The organism is Roseofilum sp. (genome assembly GCF_982964205.1).
In genome coordinates this window covers 16,046-42,343 of the sequence record NZ_CEZBFX010000036.1, presented here as the reverse complement: position 1 = coordinate 42,343, position 26,298 = coordinate 16,046, and the positions used below count along the sequence as shown (strand labels likewise).

Sequence of the window (26,298 nt, the reverse complement as noted above, 5' to 3'; positions counted from 1 at the left end):
TCCCTTATCTTAATTCCTATCTTGATTCGGCAGAGTGACAAAAGAGGGGTATCAAACAGAGGGCGATCGCTTTGGGCATTTGTTGCTGTCTAAAGAAGCAATGGATGCGGATGTGGTAATTAATTTACCGAAGATTAAGGCTCACCAACAATTGACGATGACGTTGGGAGTGAAAAATCTATTTGGCTGTGTGCCTGGAAAAATGAAGGCTTGGTGGCATATGCAAGCCGGGAAAAGTCCCCAGGAGTTTGGAGCGATGTTGGTGGAAACAGCTCGGACTATTGCGCCAAATTTAACGATTCTTGATGGTATTATTGCCCATGAAGGAAATGGGCCAATGAGGGGTATTCCCCGGTTCCTGGGTATTTTAGGAGCATCTGAGGATGTGTTTGCTCTGGACTTAAACGTTTTGGAAATATTGGGAGTCGATCCGATGGAGGTTCCCACCCATGTGGCCGCTTTGGCAGCCGGCTGTTATGCTCAGAAGCAGGTAGAGTTTCCGTTGTGTAATCCGCAGGAATTGGCGATCGCCAATTGGAAGTTACCCGATAAGATCCAACCCATTGATTTTGGGATGCCCAGGGTTATTAGATCTACGTTTAAACATCTATATATTCGGTTAATAAAAGAACCGATGAGCGCCTATCAAAGGGAGTAGGTAAGGGGTAATAGAGAATGAACAATTGAGCCGCTATTCCCTATTTTCTATTCCCTACTAAGCTAAAGCTTGCCGTTGCTCTCGGTATTGCTCAACTTTAAGTAAGTCACCGAGGGCACTACAGGCTACAATTAAATTCCCTAATGTTTGCCCCGTTAAGCGTTTATCTTTGAGGTGTAGGGCAATTTTTAGGCGCTGTTCATAATAGCGAGTCGCTTCGTGATAGTTTCCTAAAGCATCGTGAGCTACCCCTAAACTGCCTAGGGTTTGTTCTTTCATGCGTTGGTCTTTCACTTTTTCAGCAAGCTGTAGTCGTTCTTCGTAATACGTAATGGCTTGGCTATAATCTCCCAGAGTGTGGAAGGTATTGCCTAAATTTCTCAATACTTTGGCACTTAAACGTTGATTTTGGGTTTTACGAGCTAAGTCTAATAATTGTTCATAATAGTGAATGGTTTGCTCAGAGTTGCCTAGGGAATGGTGGGCATTAGCCAGGTTTCGTAGGATTTGGCTTTGCATCAGGGGGTTGTCTTGTTCCCGAATCAGGGTTAAACTCCGAGCTTGATATGCGATCGCTTTGGGTAAGTCGTTGAGAGCTTTGTAGACTAAGCCCAAATTGTTTAAGCCCACGGCTAATAAGCAGTTGTCTCCCATCTCTTGTGCCAGTTCAATGCTGCGACTTTCAGCGGTAATGGCTTCTGTGTAGCTTCCTTGATGACGGTAAGCATTGCCCAGATTTCCCCAAGTTTGGGCTTCTAGGCGCACATTGCCCAATTGTTGGGCTAATTTTAATCGTTGTTTTTGATATTCGATAGCGCGATTATAGTCCCCTTGGGCATAATAGGCATGACTTAAATGGCCCAAAACTTGACTAATCTGTTGATGGTTTTCCAAGCTTTCGTAGAGGGCTAAACACTCTTGCCAGTAGGTTTGAGCCGCTTCAATGTTTCCTTGCTGCTGACAGGTACTGGCTTGTTCAAAGAGGAGATCGGCTCGATCTCCCAACGCGATCGACGATAAACTCTCTACATTAAGCGCTCCTTCGTCACGGGGAATTAATGTATCTCGATGTACCCCCTCTCGATGAATACTAACCACAGTTTGCGCTTTTCCCTGTAAATGAGTCGATCTGGATTTCATTGTTTTGGCTACTCCCTTCTAACTGGCTCACTCGGTTTACCCCCTTAGAATGCACCCGATTAATATAAAGAAGGGTATACTTTCAGGATAACTGATGAGGGTAGACAAAAACTCAGTATTTTCACTTATTTTTTACCTATTCTTTAAAAAAGTGAGAGTTAGATCAATTAAAAGTTTTGCACTTCCTCATGAGAGCTTAACCCTATTTTTGAGGCAATTTCTATCAATTTGACAAAAGTCCGATTTTTTTGTATTGTCATACGGTAGATTGCCCTATTTGCGATTAGAATTAAACTAACCGCATTTTTCCTTGTCTATCCCCCTACATGAAGAACAGCTTTTATTCGCTCCAGTATCCCCTGAAAGCACTGCTATTCCGGTAATTTTTGCCTTTCCTAACACCTACAGTATCGGTATCACCAGTTTAGGCTATCAAGTGATTTGGTCGCAGTTGCGTGAGCGATCGCAGGTGGCAGTGAGCCGTTTATTTACAGATGGACAGGAAAAACTCCCCAGACAGGTTGAACTGGTTGGTTTCTCCTTATCCTGGGAATTAGACTATGGCAATATTTTGCTGTTGCTTGACCAACTCGGTATACCCAGGCGCAGTGAGCAGCGTCAACAGCATCATCCCCTAATTTTTGGGGGTGGACCCGTATTAACAGCCAATCCTGAACCCTTTGCTGACTTTTTTGATGTGATTTTATTGGGAGATGGGGAACAGTTATTAGGCGAGTTTATTGACCGCTATCAAGAGGTGCGGGCGGCATCCAGGGGCGAGAAATTGAGATATCTGGCTCGGGCAGAAGGAATTTATGTGCCCAGTTTATATGAGGTGACCTACGAGAGTCCAACAGGAGAACTCGCCACAATTACGCCCCTTGAGGATACCATTCCCGAACGGCCAACGAAACAAACCTATCGCGGTAAAACCCTCCTTTCCTCTAGAGTTGTTACCCCACAAGCCGCATGGGAAAACATCTATATGGTGGAAGTTGTGCGATCGTGTCCAGAACTCTGTCGATTTTGTCTCGCTAGTTATCTCACCCTACCCTTTCGCACCGCTAATCTTCAAGAAGGATTAATCCCCGCCATTGAACAAGGGTTAAAATTGACCAACCGACTCGGATTATTAGGTGCTTCAGTCACCCAACATCCTGAATTTAATGCCCTGCTCGATTATCTGAGCCAACCGCAGTATGACCAGGTGCGTCTGAGTCTAGCTTCTGTCCGCACCAATACGGTTACCGAAAAACTCGCTCGTATTCTTAGTCAACGGGATAGCCGCTCCATTACCATTGCCATCGAAAGCGGATCGGAAAGACTGCGGGCGATCGTCAATAAGAAACTGCAACAAGAGGAAATTATCCAAGCTGCGATTAATGCCAAAGCAGGAGGACTGAAAGGGATTAAATTTTATGGCATGGTGGGTATTCCTGGAGAAGAAATTGAGGATTTAGAACCTACTTTAGACTTAATGCAAGAATTGAAAAAAGCCGCGCCCGGATTGCGCTTAACCTTGGGATGTAGTACCTTTGTTCCTAAAGCCCATACTCCCTTTCAATGGTATGGGGTAAACCCGCAAGCCAAGAAGCGATTAAAGCTCTTACAAAAAGGTTTAGGAAAAATTGGCGTGGAGTTTCGCCCAGAGAGTTACAACTGGTCGGCGATCCAAGCTCTAATTTCCAGGGGCGATCGCCGTCTATCTCACATCCTAGAATTCACGCAAAATTCAGGGGATTCTCTAGGGAGTTATCGGCAAGCATTTAAGTATTTTCAAGGACAACTGCCCCCGTTAGAGGATTATGTGCATCAAAATTGGTCAACCGAAAAAGTTTTACCCTGGCAACATATCCAAGGAACTTTATCTGTAGAAACTCTAAAACAACATTTAGCAACCAGTCAGAAGATACAGCAAGAGGAGTAAACTTGATGTTCAATACCCCAATGTTGATAAATTATTTTGCCTAAATGTTGAGTATCTGGGGGTAAGTAAAACAAGTTATCGGTTCGATTTCCTCAATTTAAGATTGGCGCTCTGCCAACCAAGACACTAAATCCTCAACTCCTGTAAAATCGAGCAGCGCTTCCCCCAAATCTTCCAGAGTTTCCACAGATAAAGCCTGAATCTGTGCTTGCAATTCTGGAGAAAGCACACCCACTCGTCGCGTCAAGAGACGAGTAACTAAGGATATCTCACGTTGTAGACCTCTCTGAATCCCTTGCTGAATTCCTTGCTGAATTCCTTCTAGAAGACCTTCTTCATGAATTTCCTGATAAATCACGGACTCGCGCATCGTCTCTTTCCTCAATAATTGTCTAATTAACTTTTTGTCAAATCTCAAACCTGCCAGCACTTGACTACAAGCGAGGACATCTGCTTGTTGTTTAGTCTCCTCGATTGTAGCAACGCGATCGGCTACTTGCTGTAGTAACTGGCGCGGTTCGTTGGTTTTCGATAAGGTAGCTAAGGGCAGTAAACCGGGAGAAGAGAGGAGAAAATTGGGGTCTTGTTCCCAGAGTCGAATGACTTGGTAAGGATGTTGAGTTGCTCCGTCCTCATACTTGGAGAGCAAAACTTGTTCGGACGTAGTTTCTCGTAAGAAGATCGCCACTTGATGAACGGAGCAACCATATTGCCGTTTGAGTCTCACATAGTAGTCGAGCATTCGGAAGGGTAGGGGAGGTTCGGAGTAAGGACGGGTTTCAAACTCGATGTGCAGAATTTGATGACCCGCTTTTAAGAACGTCAGAGAATCTGCGCGGATGGGTTCTTGTATCAGTTCGGTTTTGAGGACTTCAACGAGGGTGGGTTGCGCTTGGGGAAGCAACCATTGGATGAACGACTCTGGGAACTTTTCGGCGAGGTATTTGCAAGCGTTGTCGTAGGCCAAGGGAGTGAGGGAATGGGAAGGGTATTGTTTATGTTAGAGGAGATCTGATTAGATGGGGCGATCGCGCAGCAATGATTACCGAGTATTATCACCCAACCAAGACACTAAATCTTCAACTCCTGTAAAATCGAGCAGCGCTTCCCCCAAATCTTCCAAAGTTTCCACCGATAAAGCCTGAATCTGTGCTTGCAATTCTGGAGAAAGTTCTCCCACTCGTCGCGTCAATTGGCGTGTGACTAAAGATATCTCCCGTTGTACACCTCGCTGAATTCCTTGCTGAATTCCTTCTAGAAGACCTTCTTCATGAATTTCCTGATAAATCACCGACTCGCGCATCGTCTCTTTCCTCAATAGTTGTCTAATTAACTTTTTGTCAAATCTCAAACCCGCCAGAACTTGGCTACAAGCGAGAACATCTGCTTGTTGCTTCGTCTCCTCGATTGTAGCAACGCGATCGGCCACTTGCTGTAGTAACTGGCGCGGTTCGCTGGTTTTCGATAAGGTGGCCAAGGGCAGTAAACCCGGAGACGATAGCAGCAAATTGGGGTCTTGTTCCCACAGTCGAATTACCTGATAAGGATGTTGGGTTTCTCCGTCCTCATACTTGGAGACCAAAACTTGCTCGGAAACCATTTCTCGTAAGAAAATTACTACTTGATGCACGGAGCCACCATATTGCCGTTTGAGTCTCACATAGTAGTCGAGCATTCGGAACGGTATAGGAGGTTCGGAGTAAGGACGGGTTTCAAACTCGATGTGCAGAATTTGGTTACCCGCTTTTAAGAACGTCAGAGAGTCTGCGCGGATGGGTTCTTGTATCAGTTCGGTTTTGAGGACTTCAACGGGGGTGGGTTGCGCTTGGGGAAGCAACCATTGGATGAACGACTCTGGAAATTTTTCGGCGAGGTATTTGCAAGCGTTGTCGTAGGCCAAGGGAGTGAACTTAAAGTATCAGTATTACGAGTTAATTCGTGTATCCTAATTCAGGGTTGGGTCAGTAGCCAAAATTTCTGTGGAAATTTCCCGGAAATTGAGTCACAAGAGCTGACAATCTGTTAAGGTTTATTAAGATTTTCGATAACGTCCAAATTCTTTAACGACTCCCACTAAGGATTAATTTTCTATGGCTTCTGTGTTCAGTATTTTCTTTATTCCCTTTAAGTCCCTATGGAAACCCCTGAAACCCCATTGGTGGCTGACGACTCTGTTGTGGATGGTGATGGCTTCGTTGGCAAGTGCCGCAGAGGTGGAGTTACGGGTAGCGATTCAGGAAGATACGGATGAAGTGAAAATTGGTAGTTCTACAGCCGCTATTGTTAAGGATGCTAATGGTCAGGTGATTGGGGAGTTAAACCCAATGGATGGGTTTACAGCTCAGTCAGATTATTATGGGGTTTCTCTGTCCCAATGGCGAGCGGGACAGTTGTGGATAGAGCCGGAAAATGATGGGTTGGTGTGGATTGGCGATCGCTGGTATCGAGGTAGACTGTTAATTATGCCCACCGATGAAGGGATTACCGCAATTAATTATGTCGATATTGAACATTATCTCTACAGTGTAGTCGGCGGCGAAATGATTCCTTCTTGGCCCCTCGAAGCGCTAAAGGCTCAAGCGGTCTCTGCCCGCAGTTATGCCCTCTATCATCGGGAAAAGACAGCCGATAAAATTTATGATGTGGGAAATGATACCTTTTGGCAAGTCTATGGTGGGGTGCAAGATGAATACGTCAGCACTCAGCAAGCGGTAGATGCAACCGAAGGACAAATTTTGGCCTATGACGGTTCGATTATTGAAGCCGTTTTTCATTCCTCTTCTGGCGGTCATACGGAGAATGTAGAAGATATTTGGTCAGAGCCGCGTCCCTATCTGCGAGCTGTACCTGATTACGATCAGCAAGCTCCAGTTTATCAATGGACAGAAGTTTTTACCCTGGCCGATATCAGCGATTTAACCGAAGGAGTGGGTAATGTTTTGTCTATTGTGCCTCAAGAAAAAACACCCCAAGGTCGGGTTCGGACGCTGAAAATTACCGGCGATCAGGGAGAAAAGATGATTACAGGGAGGCAGTTGAGAAAAGCCTTAAGTTTGAGAAGTACCCTGTTTAGCATTGAACCTCTAACCGCAGGAGATAAGGCGACAGGGGCAACCAGTTTCCAAGTGCAAGGCCGGGGATTTGGCCATGGTTTGGGAATGAGCCAGTATGGAGCCTATGCTATGGCTTCTCAAGGGTCAACCTATCAGGATATTCTCCGCCATTATTATACAGATGCTTATTTGGCGAGGATGCGGGTGGCGGAATAGGAAAAACCCCATTTCCCCATTTCCTAGCGGGTAGCACTAAATGCCTCGCCCATTTTGGTTGAATTCAACGACAGTTTGCTCAGAGAGGAGATGGGTTGTCATTTGTTGCAGAAGGTTGAGGGGTACGGTGATTACGTCTGCGCCTGCTTGTAGAACAGATGCAGCTTCGTCGGGAGATTTGAGGCTGGCGGCAAGGATTTGAGTGTTCGTGCCTTGTAAGATTTTAGCCATGGATTCGACGAGGGCGAGGCCATCTCCAAGGAGTCGGGTGGCGCGGTTGACGTAGGCGATCGCATATTTAGCTCCGGCTTCTTGGGCGATCGCCGCCTGCGCTGCACTGTAGATCGCTGTAACCGAACAGTCCATCAGGCGCGATAAGTGGGCAGTAGCTTGAAATCCAATCGCCGTTGCTGGTATTTTTAAAACGGTTTTCTCCCCAATGATCTCATAAGCGCGTTCTGCTTCCGCAATCATGCCCTCATAGGTGGAGGCAGTGAGTTGATAGAATAATTCGTAGGGAGCGATCGCTGCTAGTTGCCTCAATGTTTCTTCTGGAGATTGATCGCTTTTAGACAACAGGGTTGGATTAGTCGTAATTCCTTTCACCCATCCCCATTCAATAGCAGTCTGTGCTTCAGAAATTAACGCAGAATCGAGATAAATTGCCATGGGTACTCTTTTCTTCTTGGCTCTATATTAATCCATATAGCACGTAAAGGCGATCGCCTAATAATCCAATCATCATTTCTCCCTTTTCAAGCCTCGAAATCTTCCGAAATTTTCCAACAGGGAACAGTCGCCAATAAAGATCCCATAGTGACCCCATCTAAAGGTTTAGAAATAAAATATCCTTGTACTTCTTCGCATCCCATTTTAGACAACTGGGCTAATTGAAAATCCGTTTCCACCCCTTCAGCCGTTACCGAAATATTTAAATGGTGTGCTAAGGTAATAATCGCTTCTATGATTTCAGCATTTTCACCCTCCTCTCTAATGCGACTAATAAATGAGCGATCGATTTTCAATGTATCAATCGGAAAACGATGCAAATAACTCAAAGAAGAATAGCCGGTGCCAAAATCATCGATACTGAGTTGAATCTCCCGTTGCTTCAGCCTCTCCAGAGCATTCGTTGCCAATTCTGGATTATCCATAATGGCACTTTCAGTAATCTCTAATTTTATATTTTTACTGTCACAATTCGTCTTCAATAATATGCGATCGATTTGATCGATTAAAGTCGATTGATTAAATTGCTTAACTGACAAATTAACACTCATTTTCACCTGATGATTAATCCAGCCTTGTTTACACCAATACTGAAATTGAGTACAAGCTTCTTGCAGTACCCATAAACCAATAGGGACAATTAATCCCGTTTCTTCAGCAATGGGAATAAATGCACCTGGTGAAATAAATCCCTGTTGGGGATGTTGCCAACGGATCAAAGCTTCAAAGCCAGAAATATAGCCAGTTTCTAGGGAAATGATGGGCTGATAATAAAGCACAAATTCTTTGTTTTCAACAGCCAATCGTAAATCCGTTTCAATCTGAAATCTTTTTTGCGTGTTTTGACGCATAAAAGCATCAAAGATTTGATAGCTTTTATGACTCCCTTTCGCCCGATACATAGCAATATCTGCATCCCGGAGTAGTTGCTCTGGTTCTTGATAGTCAGGCGTGCTAAAAACAATACCAATACTAGCATTTAAGAAAATTTCTTGTCGATCCCAATGGAAGGGCCAGGTTAAAGAATTTTTGATTTTTTGAGCTAGATTAATGGCAATACTAACATCGTCCATTCGATCGATTAGGATTGCAAATTCATCGCCTCCAAACCGGGCTAAAACTTCACTCGATCGCAAGCAAGATTGTAAGCGACGGGCTACAGAAATCAGCACATGATCGCCCACCAAATGCCCTAAAGAATCATTGACCATTTTAAAGCGATCGCAATCCATGAACAGCACGGCAAATTCACATTTATCATTAGATTTAAAGCGTTCTAATGCCTGAATCAAGCAATCCATAAACCAGACTCGATTAGGCAAACCAGTTAGAGCATCATGGGAAGCCATATGCAACAACTTTTTCTGGATTTTTTGGCGCTCTAAAATCTCAGATTCTAGCCTTTTATTCGTACTCATGAGTTGTTGATTCATGTTTTGCAGTTGCTGTGTTCGCACCTGCACACGGTGTTCTAACTCGTTATTAAGTTTGGTTATTTCTGCCTTAGCTTGGGTGAGTGCCAACTGATTTTCTATGCGGGCAATTACTTCTTCCAAATGAAAGGGTTTAGTAATATAATCTATACCCCCCACTTGAAAAGCTTTAACCTTATCAAGGACATCATCTAAAGCACTCAAGAAAATAACGGGAATATCTTTAGTCTGAGTATTCAACTTGAGGTGCTTACAGACTTCATAGCCATCCATATCCGGCATTTTAATATCTAACAAAATTAAATCTGGAGGAATGGTCTTAGCCGCAGTGATTGCCATTGGACCATTGGTCACCCCTCGTACTTTATAGCCTTCTTCTATCAAGCTATTGGATAACAGCCGTAAATTATTCAAGGTATCATCAACAATTAATAAATTTCCCTTAGAGGACATTTGACCCGGGTTATTCATGATTCAAATCACACTGAGCTATCTTCATAATTCGATCAAAACAAAATTGATCAACTAAACTAGCGATCGCCTTCTTCGTACTTCCATAGTCTTCTGACAATTGCTCTAAGAGTTTATAAATCCCATCTGCATCAGCTCCCGCAGCACAATGATACAGTTCGATGACCCAATCTTCAGCAATTCCCTCAAGATCGCTGGCCTCCAACCAATCATCCAGTACAGTTGGGGTACCATAAAGAACTGTGGTTAAACTGTCCATTGGCCCATAAAGATAACGAACTCCGAGATACTTAGCTATTGTCTCAAAAATTGCGCTCTCTTGGAATGGCTTGATCATACAATCATCACATTCGCAACAGCGATCGCAAATTGGCTCACTTAGGGGATGGTCAGTTAAGCCAATAATTATAGTGGCCTGGCCCTGCAAGGACTTACGAATTGTTTGAGTGGCTGCATATCCATTCATCACTGGCATTTGCATATCCATCCAAATTAAATGAGGTTGCCAAGATCCCCACACTTCGATGGTCTCTTGACCGTTACTCGCCTCGCGCACCTCAAAGCCAACAGCACGGAGTAACTTCACCAATAATTGCCGAATTTCCCACACATCCTCAGCGACCAAAATACGATAAGTCGGTTGACCAGGAGCTAGGCTAATGACGCGTAACGGCTTATGGGAGAGGGAGACTTGCGTCGGATCGGCCTGCTCAAAGGGTATATCAAACCAAAAGCAAGTACCGCCAGCAGCCGGACAAGTAAAGTGAATTTCTCCCCCCATCAATTGCACAAATCTCTGAGTAATGGATAATCCCAAGCCTGTTCCTTCTCCTGACTGACGACCTACACTCGTCTGTACAAAGGGTTCAAAAATCCTGTCTTGTTCTAGCATGGGAATCCCCGGGCCAGTATCTTGAACTTCAAACTGTAATCGATCGGGGTTTGAGGGTTTACTGACGTTCAACATCACTTCACCCTGGGACGTAAACTTAATGGCATTACTTAAGAGATTAATTAAAATTTGACGTAATTTACTTTCATCTCCTTTCACCCATTGAGGGACATTTTCTTCCCATTTTATCTGGAAATGCAAGCTTTTTTTATAGGCTTTAAGGATAAACATTTCTTGAGTCTTAGCCAGCATTTTATGGAGATCGAATCCAGAAATATTTAGAGACAACTTACCCGATTCTATTTTTGATAGATCCAAAATGTCATTAATCAATGATAATAGATGATAAGCTGAATTGTTAATGATCTTTAAAAAATCTTTCTGCTCGGTCAAGACAACAGATCTAGACAGCAAACGATAGACGAGAGTGCGATCGCACTTCAATAACTGTCTGGCCTCATAGGTTACCGTGGTAAAAATTGTCTCTACATCTAAAAATGCCCGGGTTTTATCGACCACCATATCTACAGCCCGCTCAGTCTCTGCTTGCTGCTGCAACTGTCGTTGAATTTCCTTTTCCCTTTCTTGGGTGGCCTGTTGCAGTGCCACTTCCATCTGCTTGCGCTCATGAATATCCGAAACTACCCCAATTAACTGAGTGGGTTCTCCTATCCAATCCCGTACAATTGACACAGCAAGATACACCCATTGCACCTTTCCATCTTTGCGGAGATAGCGCTTTTCTAGGCTATAGGTCTGACTAATGCCACTTAAGAGGTCTTCAACATAGGCTTCCTCAACCTTAAGATCCTCTGGATGGGTCAATTGACGAAAAGTCATGTTAAGTAACTCAGCCTGGCTATATCCCAACAATTGACAAAATCGTTGATTGACCTGTACGAATTTTCCCGAAGGAAGAGTCAAGGCAATCCCTACGGCTGCCTGATCGAAAATGGCCTGTAATCGTTCTTCTCGCTCCCATAAACTTAACTGAGCCTGTCGCCGTTCACTAATATCACGCAAACAGACCACCGATCCTAGAGATTCTAATAAGTGAGCAGTGGTTGCTTGAATGATTGGATCTTGACTTTCGCTGGCATGAATGCGTTGGGCGACTCCATTTTCAATGACAAAGGGTTGGGGTAAGCTGGAACTGGCAACTAGGTTTCCGGAGCGCTCTAAAATAAAGGTTTGCCCCGATTTCCCAATTTTGAGGGTAGCCAGAAATTCACTAATTTGGGTAAGAAAAAAGTTATTGCCTAAGACTCCAATCAAGTTCCCAGCTTCGTCACGAATGGCAACACTGGCAGGGATGGCCATACGAGGATAGGCATGGTAGGTAAAGATGGGTCCCCAAATTTCTTGTTCGCTTTCGACAGCAACTTTGTACCAGGGGCGATCGCGGATCGGAAAATTCGGTGTTTTTTTAATGAGTTCAATCGGACGATTTTGCTCATTGAGCCAATGAAAGTGAATGCTGCCTCCCGTTGCTTTACCCGCTCTCATCAGTTGAAGTCGATCGTCGCGTCCATGGGCAATACCGATAAACTCGTTTGTCTCACTGCCAAAGAATACGGAGTCAATGAGATCAAAGCGTTGTACTTGTTTAATAAAATGGTTTTGCAATTTGGGAAAATCTTCTATTTGCAAATATCCTAATTCCAAAGTATCTAGAGTGACCTGATTAACTTGATGGGGAATCCTCAGGTATTCTGATAGTTTTTGAGCGATCCGTTGACTGACTTCATAGCGCAATTGCGTCGCCACTTCATTGACTGCTTTTTTTCCATAGCGGACAGAAAACCATCCGGTTACACCGACTGCCATCACGATCTGGAGAACAAACGGGATAATCAGCAATAACTTTAAGGGGATCTTGGCACTCAGATTACAGCTATTTTGATGATTTAAAACAGCCATAAAGGTCGATCAACCATTTAAAAATAGAGTTTTTTTTAAGTTTTCTTAAAAAATGTTTTTGGGAAATCCACAAGGGATCGATTGAGATTGAGGGGAAAGGGATTGAGATCTGAGTTTATTGACCTAAGAGCCAATAAGTAAACATTTCTCCTTTACCTTTAATGTCTATTTTACCCCGTTCGTGAAAATGATAGTTATTTCTTAACAATTCATAAGTTTGATGGGTAACCTGAATCTGGCCCGGTTCCCCTTGGGACTCCATTCGAGAAGCGACATTAACTGCATCTCCCCAGAGATCGTAAATGAATTTGCGGGTGCCAATTACTCCAGCAACAACGGGGCCAGTATTAATACCAATACGAATTTGGAAGGGTTGATTAAAGGGGGTGTGAAACTGACGGATAATATTTTGCATCTCTAGGGCCATATTGGCGATCGCCTCGGCATGATCTCGACGAGGTAGGGGGAGTCCTCCCGCCACCATATAGGCATCACCAATGGTTTTAATTTTCTCTAAATTATATTTTTCACAAAGATGGTCAAATTGGGAAAAGATGCGATTGAGTAATTCAACCAATTCATGGGCCTGTAGATTGCTCGATAGGGGCGTGAATCCGACGAGATCGGCAAATAAGATGGTGACGGACTGAAACTGTTCGGCAATGACGACCCCGACTTGGCGTTCGCTCAGGTCGTTTTGTTTGAGTTTTTCGGCGATCGGTTGGGGTAAAATATTTAAGAGTAGTTTCTCTGATTTGGCTTGTTCAAGTCGGAGCGCATCTTCTGCATTTTTGCGTAGAGTAATATCATCAATTACGCCTAATAAGCCAATTACTTTCTGATTGGCATCATGGATGGGAATCTTGCTAATGTCGAGCCAAATGGGTTCACCATCTTTTCCCGGTTTGACTTTTTTGGCAATCATGTGCAGGTGAGGGGTATCGGTTGCCATAATTTCCTGGTCTTTAGCGCGAAATTCATCGGCCAAATGACGCGGTAATAGGTCATAGTCTGTTTTGCCGATGACGATTTCTGGACGCTCTAATCCGGCGGCTTCTGACCAATTAGAATTACAACCTAAAAAGACGCAATCGGTATCTTTCCAAAAGACTTGTTGGGGAATATTATCTAAAATCAGGCGTAAATAGTGTTGTTGTTCGCGCAGAGCGGCTTCACTATGCTGTAGGGCTAACCATGCTTTTTGGCGATCGCTAATATCATAGGCAGCATAGAGAAGACAAGGATGCCGATTCCATTGAATTTTTTCAGCAGATAATAAGAGGGTTTTGATCTCTCCAGAGGCGCTTTGTAGTTCGACTTGCTGATGGCGTAAGGTTCCTTCGTTTTCTACAGCTTCGACTAAGCGCTGGTGTTCTTGAGGATTAACCCAGAATTGAAGTTCGGTTTCTTGATGGTGAATGAGGGTTTCTGGAGAATATCCCAAGATTTCACAAAAGCTATCATTAACTTCTAATAAGCGACCATCGGCGATCGCACTAATAAAAAGCGGATGGGGACTTAAGCGAAAGGCGGTTTGAAAATGCTCTTGGGCTTCTTTTAAGGCTTGGGTGCGTTCATGAACCTGAGTTTCTAAGTTTTGATTCATTTCTTCCCAAGCTTGGAAGGAGATATTGAGTTGATAGACCATCTGATTAAATCCTTGGGCAAGTAGATTTAATTCCTCAATCCGTCCCCCATAGATTTTGGGAGCAATTTCTCCTTTGGCAATTGCCTTTACCCCGTCGCTGAGTTGGGAAATGGGACGAGAAAGCCAGCGACAGATGAGTAAACCCAATCCTAAAGCACCGATTAAGGCTATTGCACAGAGGGCGATCGTTGTCCGGGTATTGGCATGAATCTGAGCCATAAAATCGGCTTCGGGAATAATCACCACAACGACCCAATCAAGCCCCTTTAAATACTCTTCTGAGGAGTCTAGATTATGGCCGACGGTAGTCACATCGAGAAAATAACGTTTTCGTTGCCAAGTCATCATCAGGTCTTGATGATCTTGGAGGGAAGCTAAGGCGGTGATATGGCTGGCAGCGTTCTGAATTAAAGGATTTTGACTTTGAGAAGCTTTAATTCGTTGACGACCTTCTGGAGTGTCAATAAAGGGCAATTCCGGGGCAGAACTAGCCACCAGTTTACCGGAGCGTTCCATAATAAAGGCTTCTCCAGTGGCGCTAATGTCTAAACTGGCTAAAAAGTCGCTAATCTGGGTGAGAGTATAGTCTACACCTAGGACTCCTTGGAGAGTTCCTAGGTTGTCATAGAGGGGTAAAACGGGCGTAATTCCTAAATCCTCGGAAGCAGCAAAGAGGTAAATGGGTGACCAAGTGGCGGTTTTCGCTTGGACTGCGGCTCGGTACCAAGGACGGGTACGGGGATCGTATTGGGTGCTGCGGATAAGGTCATCGGTGGGATTTCCTTGCTCGTCTAAGGGATAGATGTTGCGGAATGGGGCACTATTGCGATCAAGGCGATAAACGCGGGGGGTGGGGTCGCGGTTGACCATGATAAAGTCGCCTTGGGGGTTGCTATAATAGAGCGATCGCACCCAGGGATGGATTTGCACTTGTTGCCAAAAGTAGGGTAGAGCCAGATCGAAGTTGTTGGGGTCAAAGTGTTCAGTGGCGATCGCCGCTTCATTCATCTTCAGAAATAAATGGGGCGTATCGGCAAACCGTTTCAGATGTTCTTGAATGCGATAGGTGACTTCCCAACTCAAACGAGTCGCCAACTGATTGACCGATTGTTGACCATTGTGAAACGACAGATAGCCAATCAATCCCACCACTAAACATAATTCCAATACAAAGGGAACCACCAACAGGAAGCGCAATGACAAGGTTGAATTACCTTTTAAGGAAAGAGAAATCGGTTGTTTGGTGGACATTATTGATCGGCCCAAGGACTATTGATCATGATACTCATCCTTTTGGGAGACTCCACTGACTTCTATCACTGGCTCAAAAAGGGTCTAAGACAGTTCAATTTCGAGCTTCCGTAAAATCCCGTAATCAGCTTCTCGCTAATTCAGTAATTCTACAGAACTCTATTCCCAGTGTATCGAACAATCTTCATGGAAGGTTTACAATGTAAATCCTTAAATTGCCCTAGCCTATATAGAGAGCTTCTAAAAAATAGCAGTATCTCCAATCATGCTTACGTCTTCCTCAACTTCTCCCGAATTTAATTCCTCCGCCGAAGAATTTTCATTCCTGGAGCGTTGCCGAGATTTGATGGCAATTCTTGAACTAGAGGACACAGATAAACTCGAAGGGAATTATTCCCTTGAGGATTTCCTGTATCTACAACAAGCTATTCTTGAAAAGTTGGCTCAATAGAGATAGCGCTTCGCGCTAGGCAATGGCAATAGGCAATAGGGACAAGTTGGCTAAGTCTTAATTCTTAAATTTATAGAACTGCGCGCTGTTGATTGCTTGTTCGATATCAAAGTTGTAGCAAAGCGCTTTACAAATTTTCCCCATTCCCCATTCCCCATTCCCTATTCCCTATTCCCCATTCCCCATTCCCTATTCCCCATTCCCCATTCCCTATTCCCTATTCCCTATTCCCTATCCCTTATCCCCTACTTTTGCCAATAAAGGGCTGCGGCATAAGCTAAGGTAACCACACCAACAGCAATAGCACTTTCATCGACTTCAAATTTAGGATGATGAAGGGGATAATTGGTCTTATGAGCATGGCCAACTCCCAAACGGAACATACTACCAGGAGCATGATCTAAATAGAGGGAGAAATCTTCAGCACCGAGAGACGGTTCAAGCAGATTAATGACGCGATCGCCCCCCAACGCTTCCTTTGCCGCCGTTTCAATTAATTGGGTCACGTTTCCATCATTTTGTACAGAAGGAACCAGGCGACGATAGCGAAACTCATAGGTCGCACCATAACACTCGCAAACACTCTTAACAATCCCTTCAATCCACTGGGGTAACTGGGCGCTGGTTTCTGGATGGAGCGATCGCACGGTTCCCGTTAACTGCACCCGATCGGCAATCACATTATGGGCCCGACCCCCACTAATTTGGCCAAACGACAATACCACCGGACGCAAAGGATTTTGAGTGCGACTAATAGCCTGTTGCAAGCTAGTAATAATCTGAGCCGCAATCCAAATCGCATCTTTAGCCTCATGGGGCCTAGCTCCATGGCCCGATTCCCCCATAATCACCAATTCTAGCTCATCAGCCGCCGCCGTCAATGCCCCATAGCGCACGCCAACCGAGCCAGCAGGAATCGTTGGATAGACATGAACCCCTAAAATGGCTTCTACATCTTCCATCGCCCCTTCTTCAACCATCCAGCCCGCTCCTTGGGCCACTTCCTCCGCTGGTTGAAAAATAAACCGTACCGTACCGGGTAAGGATAAGCCCAACTCAGATAAGACCATGGCTGTGCCTAACCCTAACGTAGTATGCACATCATGGCCACAGGCGTGCATAACCCCAGTTTGGCGAGAGGCAAACTCTAAATTCGTACATTCATTAATCGGCAGCGCATCCATGTCAGTACGAATGGCTAAACATCTAGCCCCCGTTTCTGCCCCTGGCAATTCACCAATCACCCCCGTGTTGCCCACATCTTCTTTAACATGCAATCCAGCCGAAGAGAGTACCCCAGCAACGTAGGCAGCCGTTTGCCGTTCTTGGCCGCTTAGTTCAGGATGAGCATGGATATGGCGACGAATTTCAATCAGTCGGGGGGCGATGCGAGCAGTGAGGTCTTGGATTTCAGAGAGCATGGTCAAAGACAAACGGGCGTTAGACAATTTGCTTAAACTATAACAAGAGGTTAGAGATTAGAGTGTCCTGATGACGTTTCTACATAACAGGATTTCCTGACTTAAGGTTTACTTTATAAATACCTTCTTAGGGATTGGAGTGCAGTTGGAGGCGATCGCCCTGAAATTGAACCCTTTGCTCACCAACTCGCACGACTGCATTTAAGCCACGTCCCTCAACTTTGATTGGTGGTGCATCCTCCTTCTGCACCGTCATCACGACAAAAAACTGGTTATACCCTGACGCTTGAATTTTACCCCCCGTTTCCGTGGTTTCATAGGTTAACTTCACCGCTTCTGGCAGAATAAACCGACCGTTTAGAGTGGCTCCCGAATCGGATGTAATCGTAAATCCCTGGCTTTCTAGGGTTACCTTTCCTGCGGTATGCATGACCCAGAGCGTCGGCACTAAACTCTGTTCAAACCGGTCTACCACTGCAAATAATCCGGGGACACCCGATCGCCCCGTATAATCAACCGCAAAAGACCTAAGCCAGTTTTTATAGCCCAAACTCACGATCCCCGATCCACTGCGATCGGACTCAAAAAAGAGGAGTTTCGAGCCATGATTTCCCTTAACATTGGGCACAACTACCACATTTTCATCTTCTCTTCGTCCTTCACTAGGGCCGGCGATCGCCCATTGTTCTCCTAATCCCCAAATCCGAAAACTCCCGGCATCTGGAAATGACCAAGACCCCGTGTTTCTCGATTCACCTTTTAAATAAATACTGGTAATAAAATCATTTTTATCTTGCCATTGATTCCGAAACACATAAAACTGCTTTTGCTCATCCACCAACACTCGGTCAAAAATCTCTACAGGGTTCTGCTCTGCCACATCATCTGGATATCCCACTAAGGCATAAATCGCATCATGGGGAGTATGCTCATGAATGCCAAAAGTGCGATCGCCCTCCAATCCCCAATGACGATCAAAAAACCAAACTAGCGCCGGAAGGAAGCGATCGGAAGTCACAGGAAAACCCAAAGCAAACAACGACCCATCTGGCCCTAATCGGTGTCGGCCATATGTGGGAACTTTAACCTCATTGTCCTGATTAACCATCCGCATTAGATAATGAGGTAAAATCCATTCCATTTTTCCTTCACTGACCCAATCTTTACCCAAAACTCTCTCATAGGCTTGCAAGGCTGGCAAGAGCTGATACAACGATTCACGAGTATACAAATCTCCTTCTGTACCAAAAGTGCGATCTCCCAGAGCAAATTGTATATAGCGCTCGATATTTCGCTCGGCAACCTTTAACCAATACCATAAATCTTCAGAATCCTGATAAAACTGATTATGGGGAAAAAATTCCTGGGGTTCTTGCCAAATTGCTAAAGCGGCCAACAGCGCTGCCGAACGCGCTCTAGCATTCCAATTACTCGCAGCATTGCTATTCCATCCCTTACTCGGTGAATCTCCATTCACCAAATGAACAATCTGCATCGCTAACCAATGGGTTACTTGCTGACGCTGTTCTTGTGTCCAACTTGAGTAACATAAATCATAGGCTAAAGCAATACCTGTGACTGCATTGGAGCGTTCGAGTAGCCGAGGTGGAGGGTTCTCCATCGTCTTCTGAACCAATTCCCATCCTTGAATAGCACTTTCTTGATTTTCATTCAATATGGATAAGAAACAATGACCTGCCCCATGGTATCCACTATTGGGGCCATAACCCTCATAGTAAATCGTTCCTTGAAGCACCCGATTGAGTTGGGTAAGGATAGCTTCACCATAGGGAGTTTTCGCTTTTTGACGTAATTGAGGCAATTGGTCTCTGAAAAAAACTAACCGGGGGTGTTCTTGGGGAGTAATGGGTTGGTAATTAGGGATAGGATTTGGCCATTGAGAGGTTAATGTTCCCTGTACTGATCCCAACAGCAATTTCTCCTTAAACTTGCCTGTATAGCTTCCCACCAGTTTCCCTTCGTGAGGTAGTAATTGGATTTCATACTCTGCCGTATTTACTTCAGATGTCCAAGGATGAGACTTAACCTGAAGTTTTAAGTGTAATCGCCACACCGAATCAACAGACAGATCTTGGACTACACCCTGATGGTCTACTTCTTTATTAAACTGAGGAGAATATCCCCACACCTCTGGTTGACACTCGCCTTGATCGCACGTTAAATCTAAAGTAATATCTTGATAAACCGGTTTTTCTTCCCAGAGTTTCCAGACTCCATGTTTGAGACGAATGTGTAAATTTCCGGAGAGAACAGTTGGATCGATTAGTCGTAACTGTACGCCCTGCGATCCCCCTATGAAAAATAACACGCTGGTCACTAAAAGTAAGTTAAGTTTCATAGAAGTAATGGAAATCGAAAAATCTAGACAATCCGGTCATACCATTTCTCTATATAACGCTTTTTGACCAGTTTATCACTGCCTAGTCAAAGATTGACAGCCTTTTATTCTTTTCATGCGCCCATGTACCACAACCTATTCCCTAACGCGAAGCGCTATAAGAGCTTTCACTGACCTGTTGTAGTTTTCTGAGTTCCCGATGGACACTAATGCCAATTTCTAAGGTTTCATTAATTAATCGCCCATAATGACTTTCTTGACCTTGGATATCAAAATCAATTAAATCAGACAAATTACGATCCAATTGATCGAACAAATCATCGGGTAATTTGACTGGGTGATACTCGCGCACTAATCGTTCTGCTTTTAGGGCATGGATAAAGCTATCTTTAGTAATTCTTAGCGCTTCAACCATTTGATGACGATTCCCGCTATCTTGCTCCATGTAGCCATCTGTAATCAATTGATCTATACGGTAAAATATGGTGACTATGCGTTCGTAGTTGTCTAATTCATTTAAAAGAGTAAGTAAGTAGATTAAAGGTTTGGAATTCAAATAAACGTAGAGATTGATAATCAGAAACAAAAAAGCAGATAACCCCAAGCTGGAGACGATGGGTATCCAGTAATTGGGATTAGTGCTATTCCAGGAGTTTTTGATGGTCAGTAAAGTAGTACCGGAAGCAATCACTAAAGTTAGAAAAAACAAGCCTAACTCGAGTCCTGAAAATCTTAGGAGAGCGGCATTTCGTTTTTCATCATTGGATTCCTGATGACTGACTTTCGCCCAAACTCGATAGTATTCTCCAAGGAAACTATCATGGATAGAAATTCCACTAATGTTTTGCAGGGTTTCATCGGATATCCGTAGGTCTTCTAAGTCTGAATTCATAAATATTCTGACGCAAAATAAATAAAATCAGTTAAATAAGGAAAGAAAAGATCTAAAAACTGCACTATAGAAATTACTTTCTAAGGGACGGAAGAGTTCAAAGGCTTTCCCTGGAGTTCCCATGAACGGTCGCAGTGTCCAACCCAGTTGGCTGCCAATAATACCATATAAGAATAACCAGCCTAAAAGAATTTTGTGGCGAATTTCATAGCCAATGTCATCAGCTTTCATCAATTGTTTCATGCCTTCGTAAAAGAACTGGATACCGAAAAATCCAGTGATCCCTAAAATAAGGACGTTGAGAAGCAGATAAAAGTGATAATCGGGGATACTTAACAGGAAGAAAACAGTGATGGGAGCAAAGCCACAGAGCAAAATACTAATCAATCCCATGGCACTCATGAGTAAACAGAGGTACTGTTCGGGATTGCATTTAGATCCAAATAAGACATTAAACAGATAGAGAGTAGGGAAACAAATAATTAAGGTGAGTAGATATAGAGCAGGCAGTTTGATGGCTGAAACTAAGGACTGATACCAATGACCATAAGCTCCCATTATCAATCCATAAAAAGCAAAAAATATGGAGCTAGAAATGAATAAGCCAGTAATTTTAGATTTGATTTTAATGCCTTGGTAAATTTCCTCCATGAATGAGTTTCGCTCCCGTAGCATCTGCATGACGATGGCAAAATAATTCATGACTATTGACTCCTGAAGTGATATATTATAATAGAATGACTTCAAAAGTAATCCTTAAGTTCCCGTTTCCCATTTTAAGCTGAATTTTGGGGATTCATATTCAAGTTATGAAATATTTAATCTTATTTAAGATCTTAGGGATAGTTAGTATCTGTGGGCTAGAGCAAGGTTCAGGAAGAATATTAGGTACAGATGGGGCGATCGCGTTTGAGCTAGCAGACATCGAAGCGATGGGTCGCCTTATTGCCCAACCCGTACAGCCTCTGCGTAGTGTTCCCCCAGGAATTCCACTGACTCGACAATTATCAGAACATACTAGAGCGGTGAAAGCCGTTGCAGTCAGTGCCAATGGTCGCCTGATTGCCAGTGCTGGGGAAGAGAATCAAATTTATCTGTGGGATTTGTGGGAAAACCGGTCTAGTGGACTGCTCAGAGGTCATACGGAAGCGGTGTTAGCGTTGGCCATGAGTCCACGGGGTAAGTTAATGGTTAGTGCGGGTTTAGATCGCACCATTAAAGTGTGGAATACCCAAACGAGGCAAGAGATTACCACGTTTAGGGGACATCGCAATGGTATTTTAGCCCTAGCGGTGAGTCCCGATGGACGAATTTTAGCCAGTGGTGGCTTAGATCGAACCATTCATTTATGGAATCTGGAAACGGGAAAGGCGATCGGAATTTTAGAGGGTCATGAGGATTGGGTACAAGCGTTAACATTTACTCCTGATGGCCATACGTTAATTAGTGGCAGTGCAGATGCAACCATTCGGTTTTGGAATCTGTACACGGGTGAGGAAAAACAGGTTTTGGAGTCTCCAACAGGTGGGGTTTTAGCATTAGCTCTGAGTGAAGATGGACGGATTTTGGCTAGTAGTGGCTTTGAAGAGGCGATCGCCGTTTGGAATGTGCCTAGGGGAGTAGTGGAAACCCTATTAACCGGTCATCGTATGGGGGTTTTGTCCCTCAAGTTTAGTCCCACAGGGAATATTTTAGCCAGTGGTAGCGATGATGGCACGGTGAAGTTGTGGAATATGGATACCGGATCTCAAATGCAGACCTTTTCGGGTCATAAAACGGGAGTAAGCGCGATCGCCTTTACCCCAGATCGTCGCTCCTTAATTAGTGGGGGAGACGATAGCTTAGTTAATCTCTGGAATCTTGATACTCGCCTATTTCCCGACAATTTTACCCCCCATGGCGATACGATCTCTGCCCTCGGATTTACGGGGACTGGAGATTTATTAATTAGTGGTAGTTTAGATCAAAGTGTGAAGATTTGGCCCGTTACTGAACGGGATAATTCATCTCCTCTACATACCGTTTCCAGTCATGAAACTTCGGTTTGGTCTTTAGCGATCAGTCCTATTCAACCGGTGATTGCCAGTGGTAGTTTTGATGGCAAAATCAAGCTGTGGAATTTAGTTACGGGACGGTTAATTGAGACCCTCACAGCCCATCGGGGAGGAGTGTATGGGATGGCCATTAGTGCCGATAGTCAACTCTTGGTTAGTGGAGGAGACGATCGCACCGTCAAGTTATGGGATCTGCAAACGGGAGCATTGTTGAAAACCCTAGGCGGCCCCAGAAAAACGATTTATACGGTAACGTTAAGTGGCGATCGCCGTTGGTTAGCCTCTGGTAGTGCCGATGGCATGATTCACCTGTGGGATTTGAGTCGCTTAGAATTAGTCTCCAGTTTTCCAGCTCATCGAGGTGCGGTATACGGGTTAGCACTGACCAGAGATGGTAAATTATTAGCATCAGGAGGAGAGGATGGCCAGGTACGGGTGTGGGATTTGCGACTGGTTGAGCAGGAAAAGCGGGAGATTCCCACCAGTCGTCGTCTACAGAAAAATGGCTCTCAGGTGCGATCGCTCGCTATTACTCAAGATGCCCGATATCTGGTTACCGGGTCAAGTACCGGAGAAGTCAACGTTTGGAACCTGGCGAACGGTGAGTTACTGCATACCTTAAGCGGTCATACTGGAGGAGTTTCAGCACTCTCTATTCACCCGGATAATCGCACTGTAGCAACGGGCAGCAGCGATCGAACCATTCGCCTATGGGACTTAATCGCGGGTAAATCCCAGCAAGTTTGGCGCTAGGGGATCATAATAGAGAGTAAGTTTTAAGTTTTATAGTCACCTTAGGAGTGTGCGATCGTGAACAGTCAATCTTTAGCCCACTATATTGAAGCCACCGATGGCATCTCAAAACCCTGGTTACTGCTCCAGTTGCGGTTAAAAAAGTTGCAAGAGCGTCGCCATGAACTTGCGCCCGAAGAATACATGCAACAATTGACCGAAATTCACCAAGATTTAATGAAACTTGGCGAGTGGTGGAAAGGGATCGAAGATCGAGTCTTTTAGCGTTTCCCTAAACCCCGATCCTGCTCAAAGAGAGAATCAAAGCTCAATTATGAATGACCATTCTTAACCCTAATGATCTTCATGATTTCCTCTGAAAATCTCTGGGAGGCTCCTGTAGGGCCGATTCGATTTTGACCATTGTCAATACAAGTTTTTAAATAAGGCTCATCCCTAAGAATGTGCAGAATTTTTGTGGCTGCTTCTGCTAAAATAGCAGGAGTCGCTGGCCCCGTCCCTACTGTAGTAATTGATGGCCCTAAAAGCCGCATTTGGGCTTCAGCAAATCGATAGGTAAATTGGGGGCCTTTACCGGCAATTTGGACAATGGGTTTACCTAATCCGACCGCTTGTTCTACAGCAGTTCCTGCCATCCCAATCACCAGATTACATTGATGGAGAATATCGGGGAAAGCATCGAAATGATAGTGAATTGTGGTCTGTTTTTTGGTCAGTATTCCGGGGATATAGTGCCAGCCTTCTTGAGTTGCTAACGCTTGTAATTGCGTCCGTTGAATATTGGGAACTAAGGCCGCTTGAAATTGTAGAGGTTGCTGGGATGAGAGCATTTCACACAGACGCAATTGTAGGGTAAAGTTTTCTAAGGCTTCGGGAAGACGACTACCGGGTAAGAGGGCAATCATGGGTTGAGTGGGGTGCAGATTTAAGGGTTTTCCGGTTGGCGTGAGAGTGTCCATAAACGGACAACCAATAAATGTGGTTTTGGGGAATCCTTGTTGCTGTAAATCTGTGGCAGTAAAGGCATCGCGGGTATAAATTTTTTGGCATTGCGGCGATCGCAAACACTGCGCCGTCAACCAGGGTAACTTAACCTTACCCTCATAGTAACTGGAAGTTGAGACAATAAACGCTAGATAAGGACGACCCGTTAACTGGGCTAAACCAATGGGTACAATATCCCCAACCGCCACTAACAGGTCACACTGCCGACTATAGCGCTGAACCGCGCGAATTTGCCGCCAGGTTAACCCCATCAAACCTGAAAATAGGTCTTTAATCAGATAAAGCGGATTCATATACCATATTCCGCCAGAGGGAAGGGTGCGCGTCGGGCCAATAATAGGCACTCCTAAACCGCGATAGGCTCCCCCTGCACCCACCAAAGGCATAGCCCCAACCTCTATTTGGAGATGAGACTCTTGCAAAGCCTTGACTATTAAACTGCCATTGAGGTCTTCTCCATGGCCATTGCTAAGGAACAATAGGGATGAGTGATGCATAGGATTAGCTTCAGACAGTATTGGTAGCGTATCAAATTCTGAAGCCTGTTTTGAAATCATAAAAAGGGCGGGTATTGCTTAAAGCCTTCCCGCCACCTGGTCACCAAGGAGAAACCATACAGTGACGACGAGTGACTTAGACAGCAAGTTCCCAACTGGGACAAAAATCTGTCTGAAGAGCATTACGTTTAATAATCATTTCCCTAAGAAATGCGAATCTATATCAATTCTTCACGGGCAGCGCTAGCGTAAAAGTAGTTCCTTCTCCGAGTTGAGACGTAAAATTCAGGGTTCCTTGATGTTTATCTTCAATAATTTGCCGGGAAATTGCCAATCCTAATCCTGTACCTTTATTAATCCCTTTAGTCGTAAATAAATAATCAAAGACTTTCTGTTGAATTTCGGGTTTCATGCCGGCCCCATTATCTTGGATGTCAATTTTGACTTGATGGTTATTGGTATCACAACTTGTAGTAATCAGAATTTCATTCGGCTGATTTTGAATTTCCTCATAAGTTTTCCCTTGATTAGAATCTTCTAGGGCATCAATCGCATTCGCTAACAGATTCATAAACACTTGATTCAATTGGCCGGGATAGCAGGCAATAGGGGGTAACTCTCCGTAGTTTTTAGTAATTTTAATTTCTGGTCGGTAATCTTTCGCTTTCAGGCGATGCCTAAGAATCATAAGGGTACTATCAATTCCATCATGACAGTTAAAAGAAACTTTCCGATCGCTATCGGCACGGGAAAAGGTACGCATGGACTGACTAATAGAAGTAATGCGATTGGTTCCTTCTTCCATCGATTTGAGCAATTTGGGAAAATCTTCCTGTAAATAGTCAAATTCAATTGCGTCTAATTCATCAAGAATTTCATCCCCGGGTTCAGGATATTTTTCTTGATACAGTTGAATGATTTGAATTAAGTCTTGGGCATAACTTTTTGCTTCCGCAATATTGCCCGCAATAAACCCGACTGGATTATTGATTTCATGGACAATCCCAGCTACCAGTTGACCCAAAGATGACATTTTTTCTGTCAAGACTAATTGAGATTGAGCTGTTTTGAGTTCTGCGGTTCGCTCTTCCACTTTTTGTTCTAATGACGCATTTACACTGGCCAGTTCTTGAGTCAGAGATTGTAACTGCAAATGGAGATTAATTCTTGCTAAAACCTCCTCTTGTTGAAACGGCTTTGTAATGTAATCAACGGCTCCAGAACTGAGTCCTTTGACCTTATTATTCGCATCCGCTAGAGCGGTCATAAAAATAATTGGAATGGTATTAATATTGGGGTCTTTTTTGATGCGATGGCAAGTTTCAAAGCCATCGATTCCAGGCATCATAATATCAAGTAAAATTAAATCAGGCTGGATAGAAGCAAGTTTTTCTAAGGCATTTAAGCCATCTTTGGCGACTAATACCTTAAATCCTTCTTCTTTAAGAAAGTTGAATAAAACTTTGATATTAGTGGGATTGTCATCAACAACCAGCAGGGTTTTTTGATCGCTAGAAGAAGTGTTCAT

General features: G+C 44.2%; 18 protein-coding genes and 1 pseudogene. 6 read left to right on the top strand and 13 right to left on the bottom strand.

The features are described from left to right. Window positions 1-70 precede the first annotated feature (70 nt). A pseudogene (locus AC3A14_RS11345) lies at window positions 71-658 on the top strand (DUF362 domain-containing protein); the annotation flags it as partial. Between the two features lie 57 nt (window positions 659-715). On the opposite strand, the gene AC3A14_RS11340 reads toward AC3A14_RS11345, so the two are convergent. Continuing rightward, entirely contained in the window at window positions 716-1,798 is a 1,083-nt protein-coding gene (locus AC3A14_RS11340; RefSeq protein WP_318736243.1) for a tetratricopeptide repeat protein, read from the bottom strand. Window positions 1,799-2,108: 310 nt separating this feature from the next. On the opposite strand from AC3A14_RS11340, the gene AC3A14_RS11335 reads away from it, so the two are divergent. Beyond that, window positions 2,109-3,725, top strand: coding sequence for a B12-binding domain-containing radical SAM protein (locus AC3A14_RS11335; RefSeq protein ID WP_318736241.1), 1,617 nt, complete (start codon window positions 2,109-2,111; stop codon window positions 3,723-3,725). A 97-nt stretch (window positions 3,726-3,822) separates the two neighbouring features. On the opposite strand, the gene AC3A14_RS11330 is transcribed toward AC3A14_RS11335, so the two are convergent. Together AC3A14_RS11330 and AC3A14_RS11325 are read right to left on the bottom strand one after the other, a co-directional pair. Next, window positions 3,823-4,692 carry an Rpn family recombination-promoting nuclease/putative transposase gene (locus AC3A14_RS11330; RefSeq protein ID WP_487779003.1) on the bottom strand — a complete coding sequence of 290 codons (870 nt, stop codon included), beginning with the start codon at window positions 4,690-4,692 and terminating at the stop codon, window positions 3,823-3,825. Window positions 4,693-4,767: 75 nt separating this feature from the next. Further along, window positions 4,768-5,625 carry an Rpn family recombination-promoting nuclease/putative transposase gene (locus AC3A14_RS11325; RefSeq protein ID WP_318732668.1) on the bottom strand — a complete coding sequence of 286 codons (858 nt, stop codon included), beginning with the start codon at window positions 5,623-5,625 and terminating at the stop codon, window positions 4,768-4,770. A 190-nt stretch (window positions 5,626-5,815) separates the two neighbouring features. On the opposite strand from AC3A14_RS11325, the gene AC3A14_RS11320 reads away from it, so the two are divergent. After that, entirely contained in the window at window positions 5,816-6,994 is a 1,179-nt protein-coding gene (locus AC3A14_RS11320; protein ID WP_318732669.1) for a SpoIID/LytB domain-containing protein, read from the top strand. 36 nt (window positions 6,995-7,030) lie between these two features. Here AC3A14_RS11320 and AC3A14_RS11315 read toward each other — a convergent pair whose 3' ends face one another. From AC3A14_RS11315 to AC3A14_RS11300, 4 genes are all read right to left on the bottom strand, one after another. Then, on the bottom strand, window positions 7,031-7,663 hold the full coding sequence (locus AC3A14_RS11315; RefSeq protein WP_318732670.1) for a transaldolase family protein: 633 nt from the start codon (window positions 7,661-7,663) through the stop codon (window positions 7,031-7,033). Window positions 7,664-7,749: 86 nt separating this feature from the next. Then, the gene (locus AC3A14_RS11310; RefSeq protein ID WP_318732671.1) at window positions 7,750-9,627 is read right to left on the bottom strand and encodes a two-component system response regulator; all 1,878 of its coding nucleotides are present in this window, start codon (window positions 9,625-9,627) and stop codon (window positions 7,750-7,752) included. Further along, on the bottom strand, window positions 9,620-12,439 hold the full coding sequence (locus AC3A14_RS11305; protein ID WP_318732672.1) for a PAS domain S-box protein: 2,820 nt from the start codon (window positions 12,437-12,439) through the stop codon (window positions 9,620-9,622). Before AC3A14_RS11305 ends, AC3A14_RS11310 begins: the two co-directional genes overlap by 8 nt. A 115-nt stretch (window positions 12,440-12,554) precedes the next feature. Beyond that, window positions 12,555-15,338: an adenylate/guanylate cyclase domain-containing protein gene (locus tag AC3A14_RS11300; protein WP_487779002.1), complete on the bottom strand. Its 2,784-nt coding sequence runs from the start codon at window positions 15,336-15,338 to the stop codon at window positions 12,555-12,557. 265 nt (window positions 15,339-15,603) lie between these two features. Between AC3A14_RS11300 and AC3A14_RS11295 the strand changes: the two genes are divergently transcribed. Continuing rightward, window positions 15,604-15,789 carry a hypothetical protein gene (locus AC3A14_RS11295; protein ID WP_318732674.1) on the top strand — a complete coding sequence of 62 codons (186 nt, stop codon included), beginning with the start codon at window positions 15,604-15,606 and terminating at the stop codon, window positions 15,787-15,789. 245 nt (window positions 15,790-16,034) lie between these two features. On the opposite strand, the gene AC3A14_RS11290 is transcribed toward AC3A14_RS11295, so the two are convergent. From AC3A14_RS11290 to AC3A14_RS11275, 4 genes are all read right to left on the bottom strand, one after another. Beyond that, a complete protein-coding gene (locus AC3A14_RS11290; protein WP_318732675.1) occupies window positions 16,035-17,210 on the bottom strand; it encodes a M20 family metallopeptidase in 1,176 nt (391 codons plus the stop codon). Window positions 17,211-17,337: 127 nt separating this feature from the next. After that, on the bottom strand, window positions 17,338-19,569 hold the full coding sequence (locus AC3A14_RS11285; RefSeq protein ID WP_318732676.1) for a hypothetical protein: 2,232 nt from the start codon (window positions 19,567-19,569) through the stop codon (window positions 17,338-17,340). 142 nt (window positions 19,570-19,711) lie between these two features. After that, entirely contained in the window at window positions 19,712-20,461 is a 750-nt protein-coding gene (locus AC3A14_RS11280; RefSeq protein WP_318732677.1) for a hypothetical protein, read from the bottom strand. A gap of 27 nt (window positions 20,462-20,488) precedes the next feature. Then, the gene (locus AC3A14_RS11275) at window positions 20,489-21,163 is read right to left on the bottom strand and encodes a hypothetical protein (protein ID WP_318732678.1); all 675 of its coding nucleotides are present in this window, start codon (window positions 21,161-21,163) and stop codon (window positions 20,489-20,491) included. A gap of 107 nt (window positions 21,164-21,270) precedes the next feature. Here AC3A14_RS11275 and AC3A14_RS11270 point away from each other — a divergent pair, with 107 nt between their 5' ends. Continuing rightward, a complete protein-coding gene (locus AC3A14_RS11270) occupies window positions 21,271-23,268 on the top strand; it encodes a WD40 repeat domain-containing protein (protein ID WP_318732679.1) in 1,998 nt (665 codons plus the stop codon). Between the two features lie 57 nt (window positions 23,269-23,325). Then, window positions 23,326-23,532, top strand: a complete 207-nt coding sequence (locus AC3A14_RS11265; protein ID WP_318701167.1) for a hypothetical protein — start codon at window positions 23,326-23,328, stop codon at window positions 23,530-23,532. A 47-nt stretch (window positions 23,533-23,579) separates the two neighbouring features. On the opposite strand, the gene AC3A14_RS11260 is transcribed toward AC3A14_RS11265, so the two are convergent. Continuing rightward, window positions 23,580-24,770, bottom strand: coding sequence for a lipid-A-disaccharide synthase-related protein (locus AC3A14_RS11260; RefSeq protein WP_318732680.1), 1,191 nt, complete (start codon window positions 24,768-24,770; stop codon window positions 23,580-23,582). A gap of 223 nt (window positions 24,771-24,993) precedes the next feature. Beyond that, the gene (locus AC3A14_RS11255; protein WP_318732681.1) at window positions 24,994-26,298 is read right to left on the bottom strand and encodes a hybrid sensor histidine kinase/response regulator; all 1,305 of its coding nucleotides are present in this window, start codon (window positions 26,296-26,298) and stop codon (window positions 24,994-24,996) included.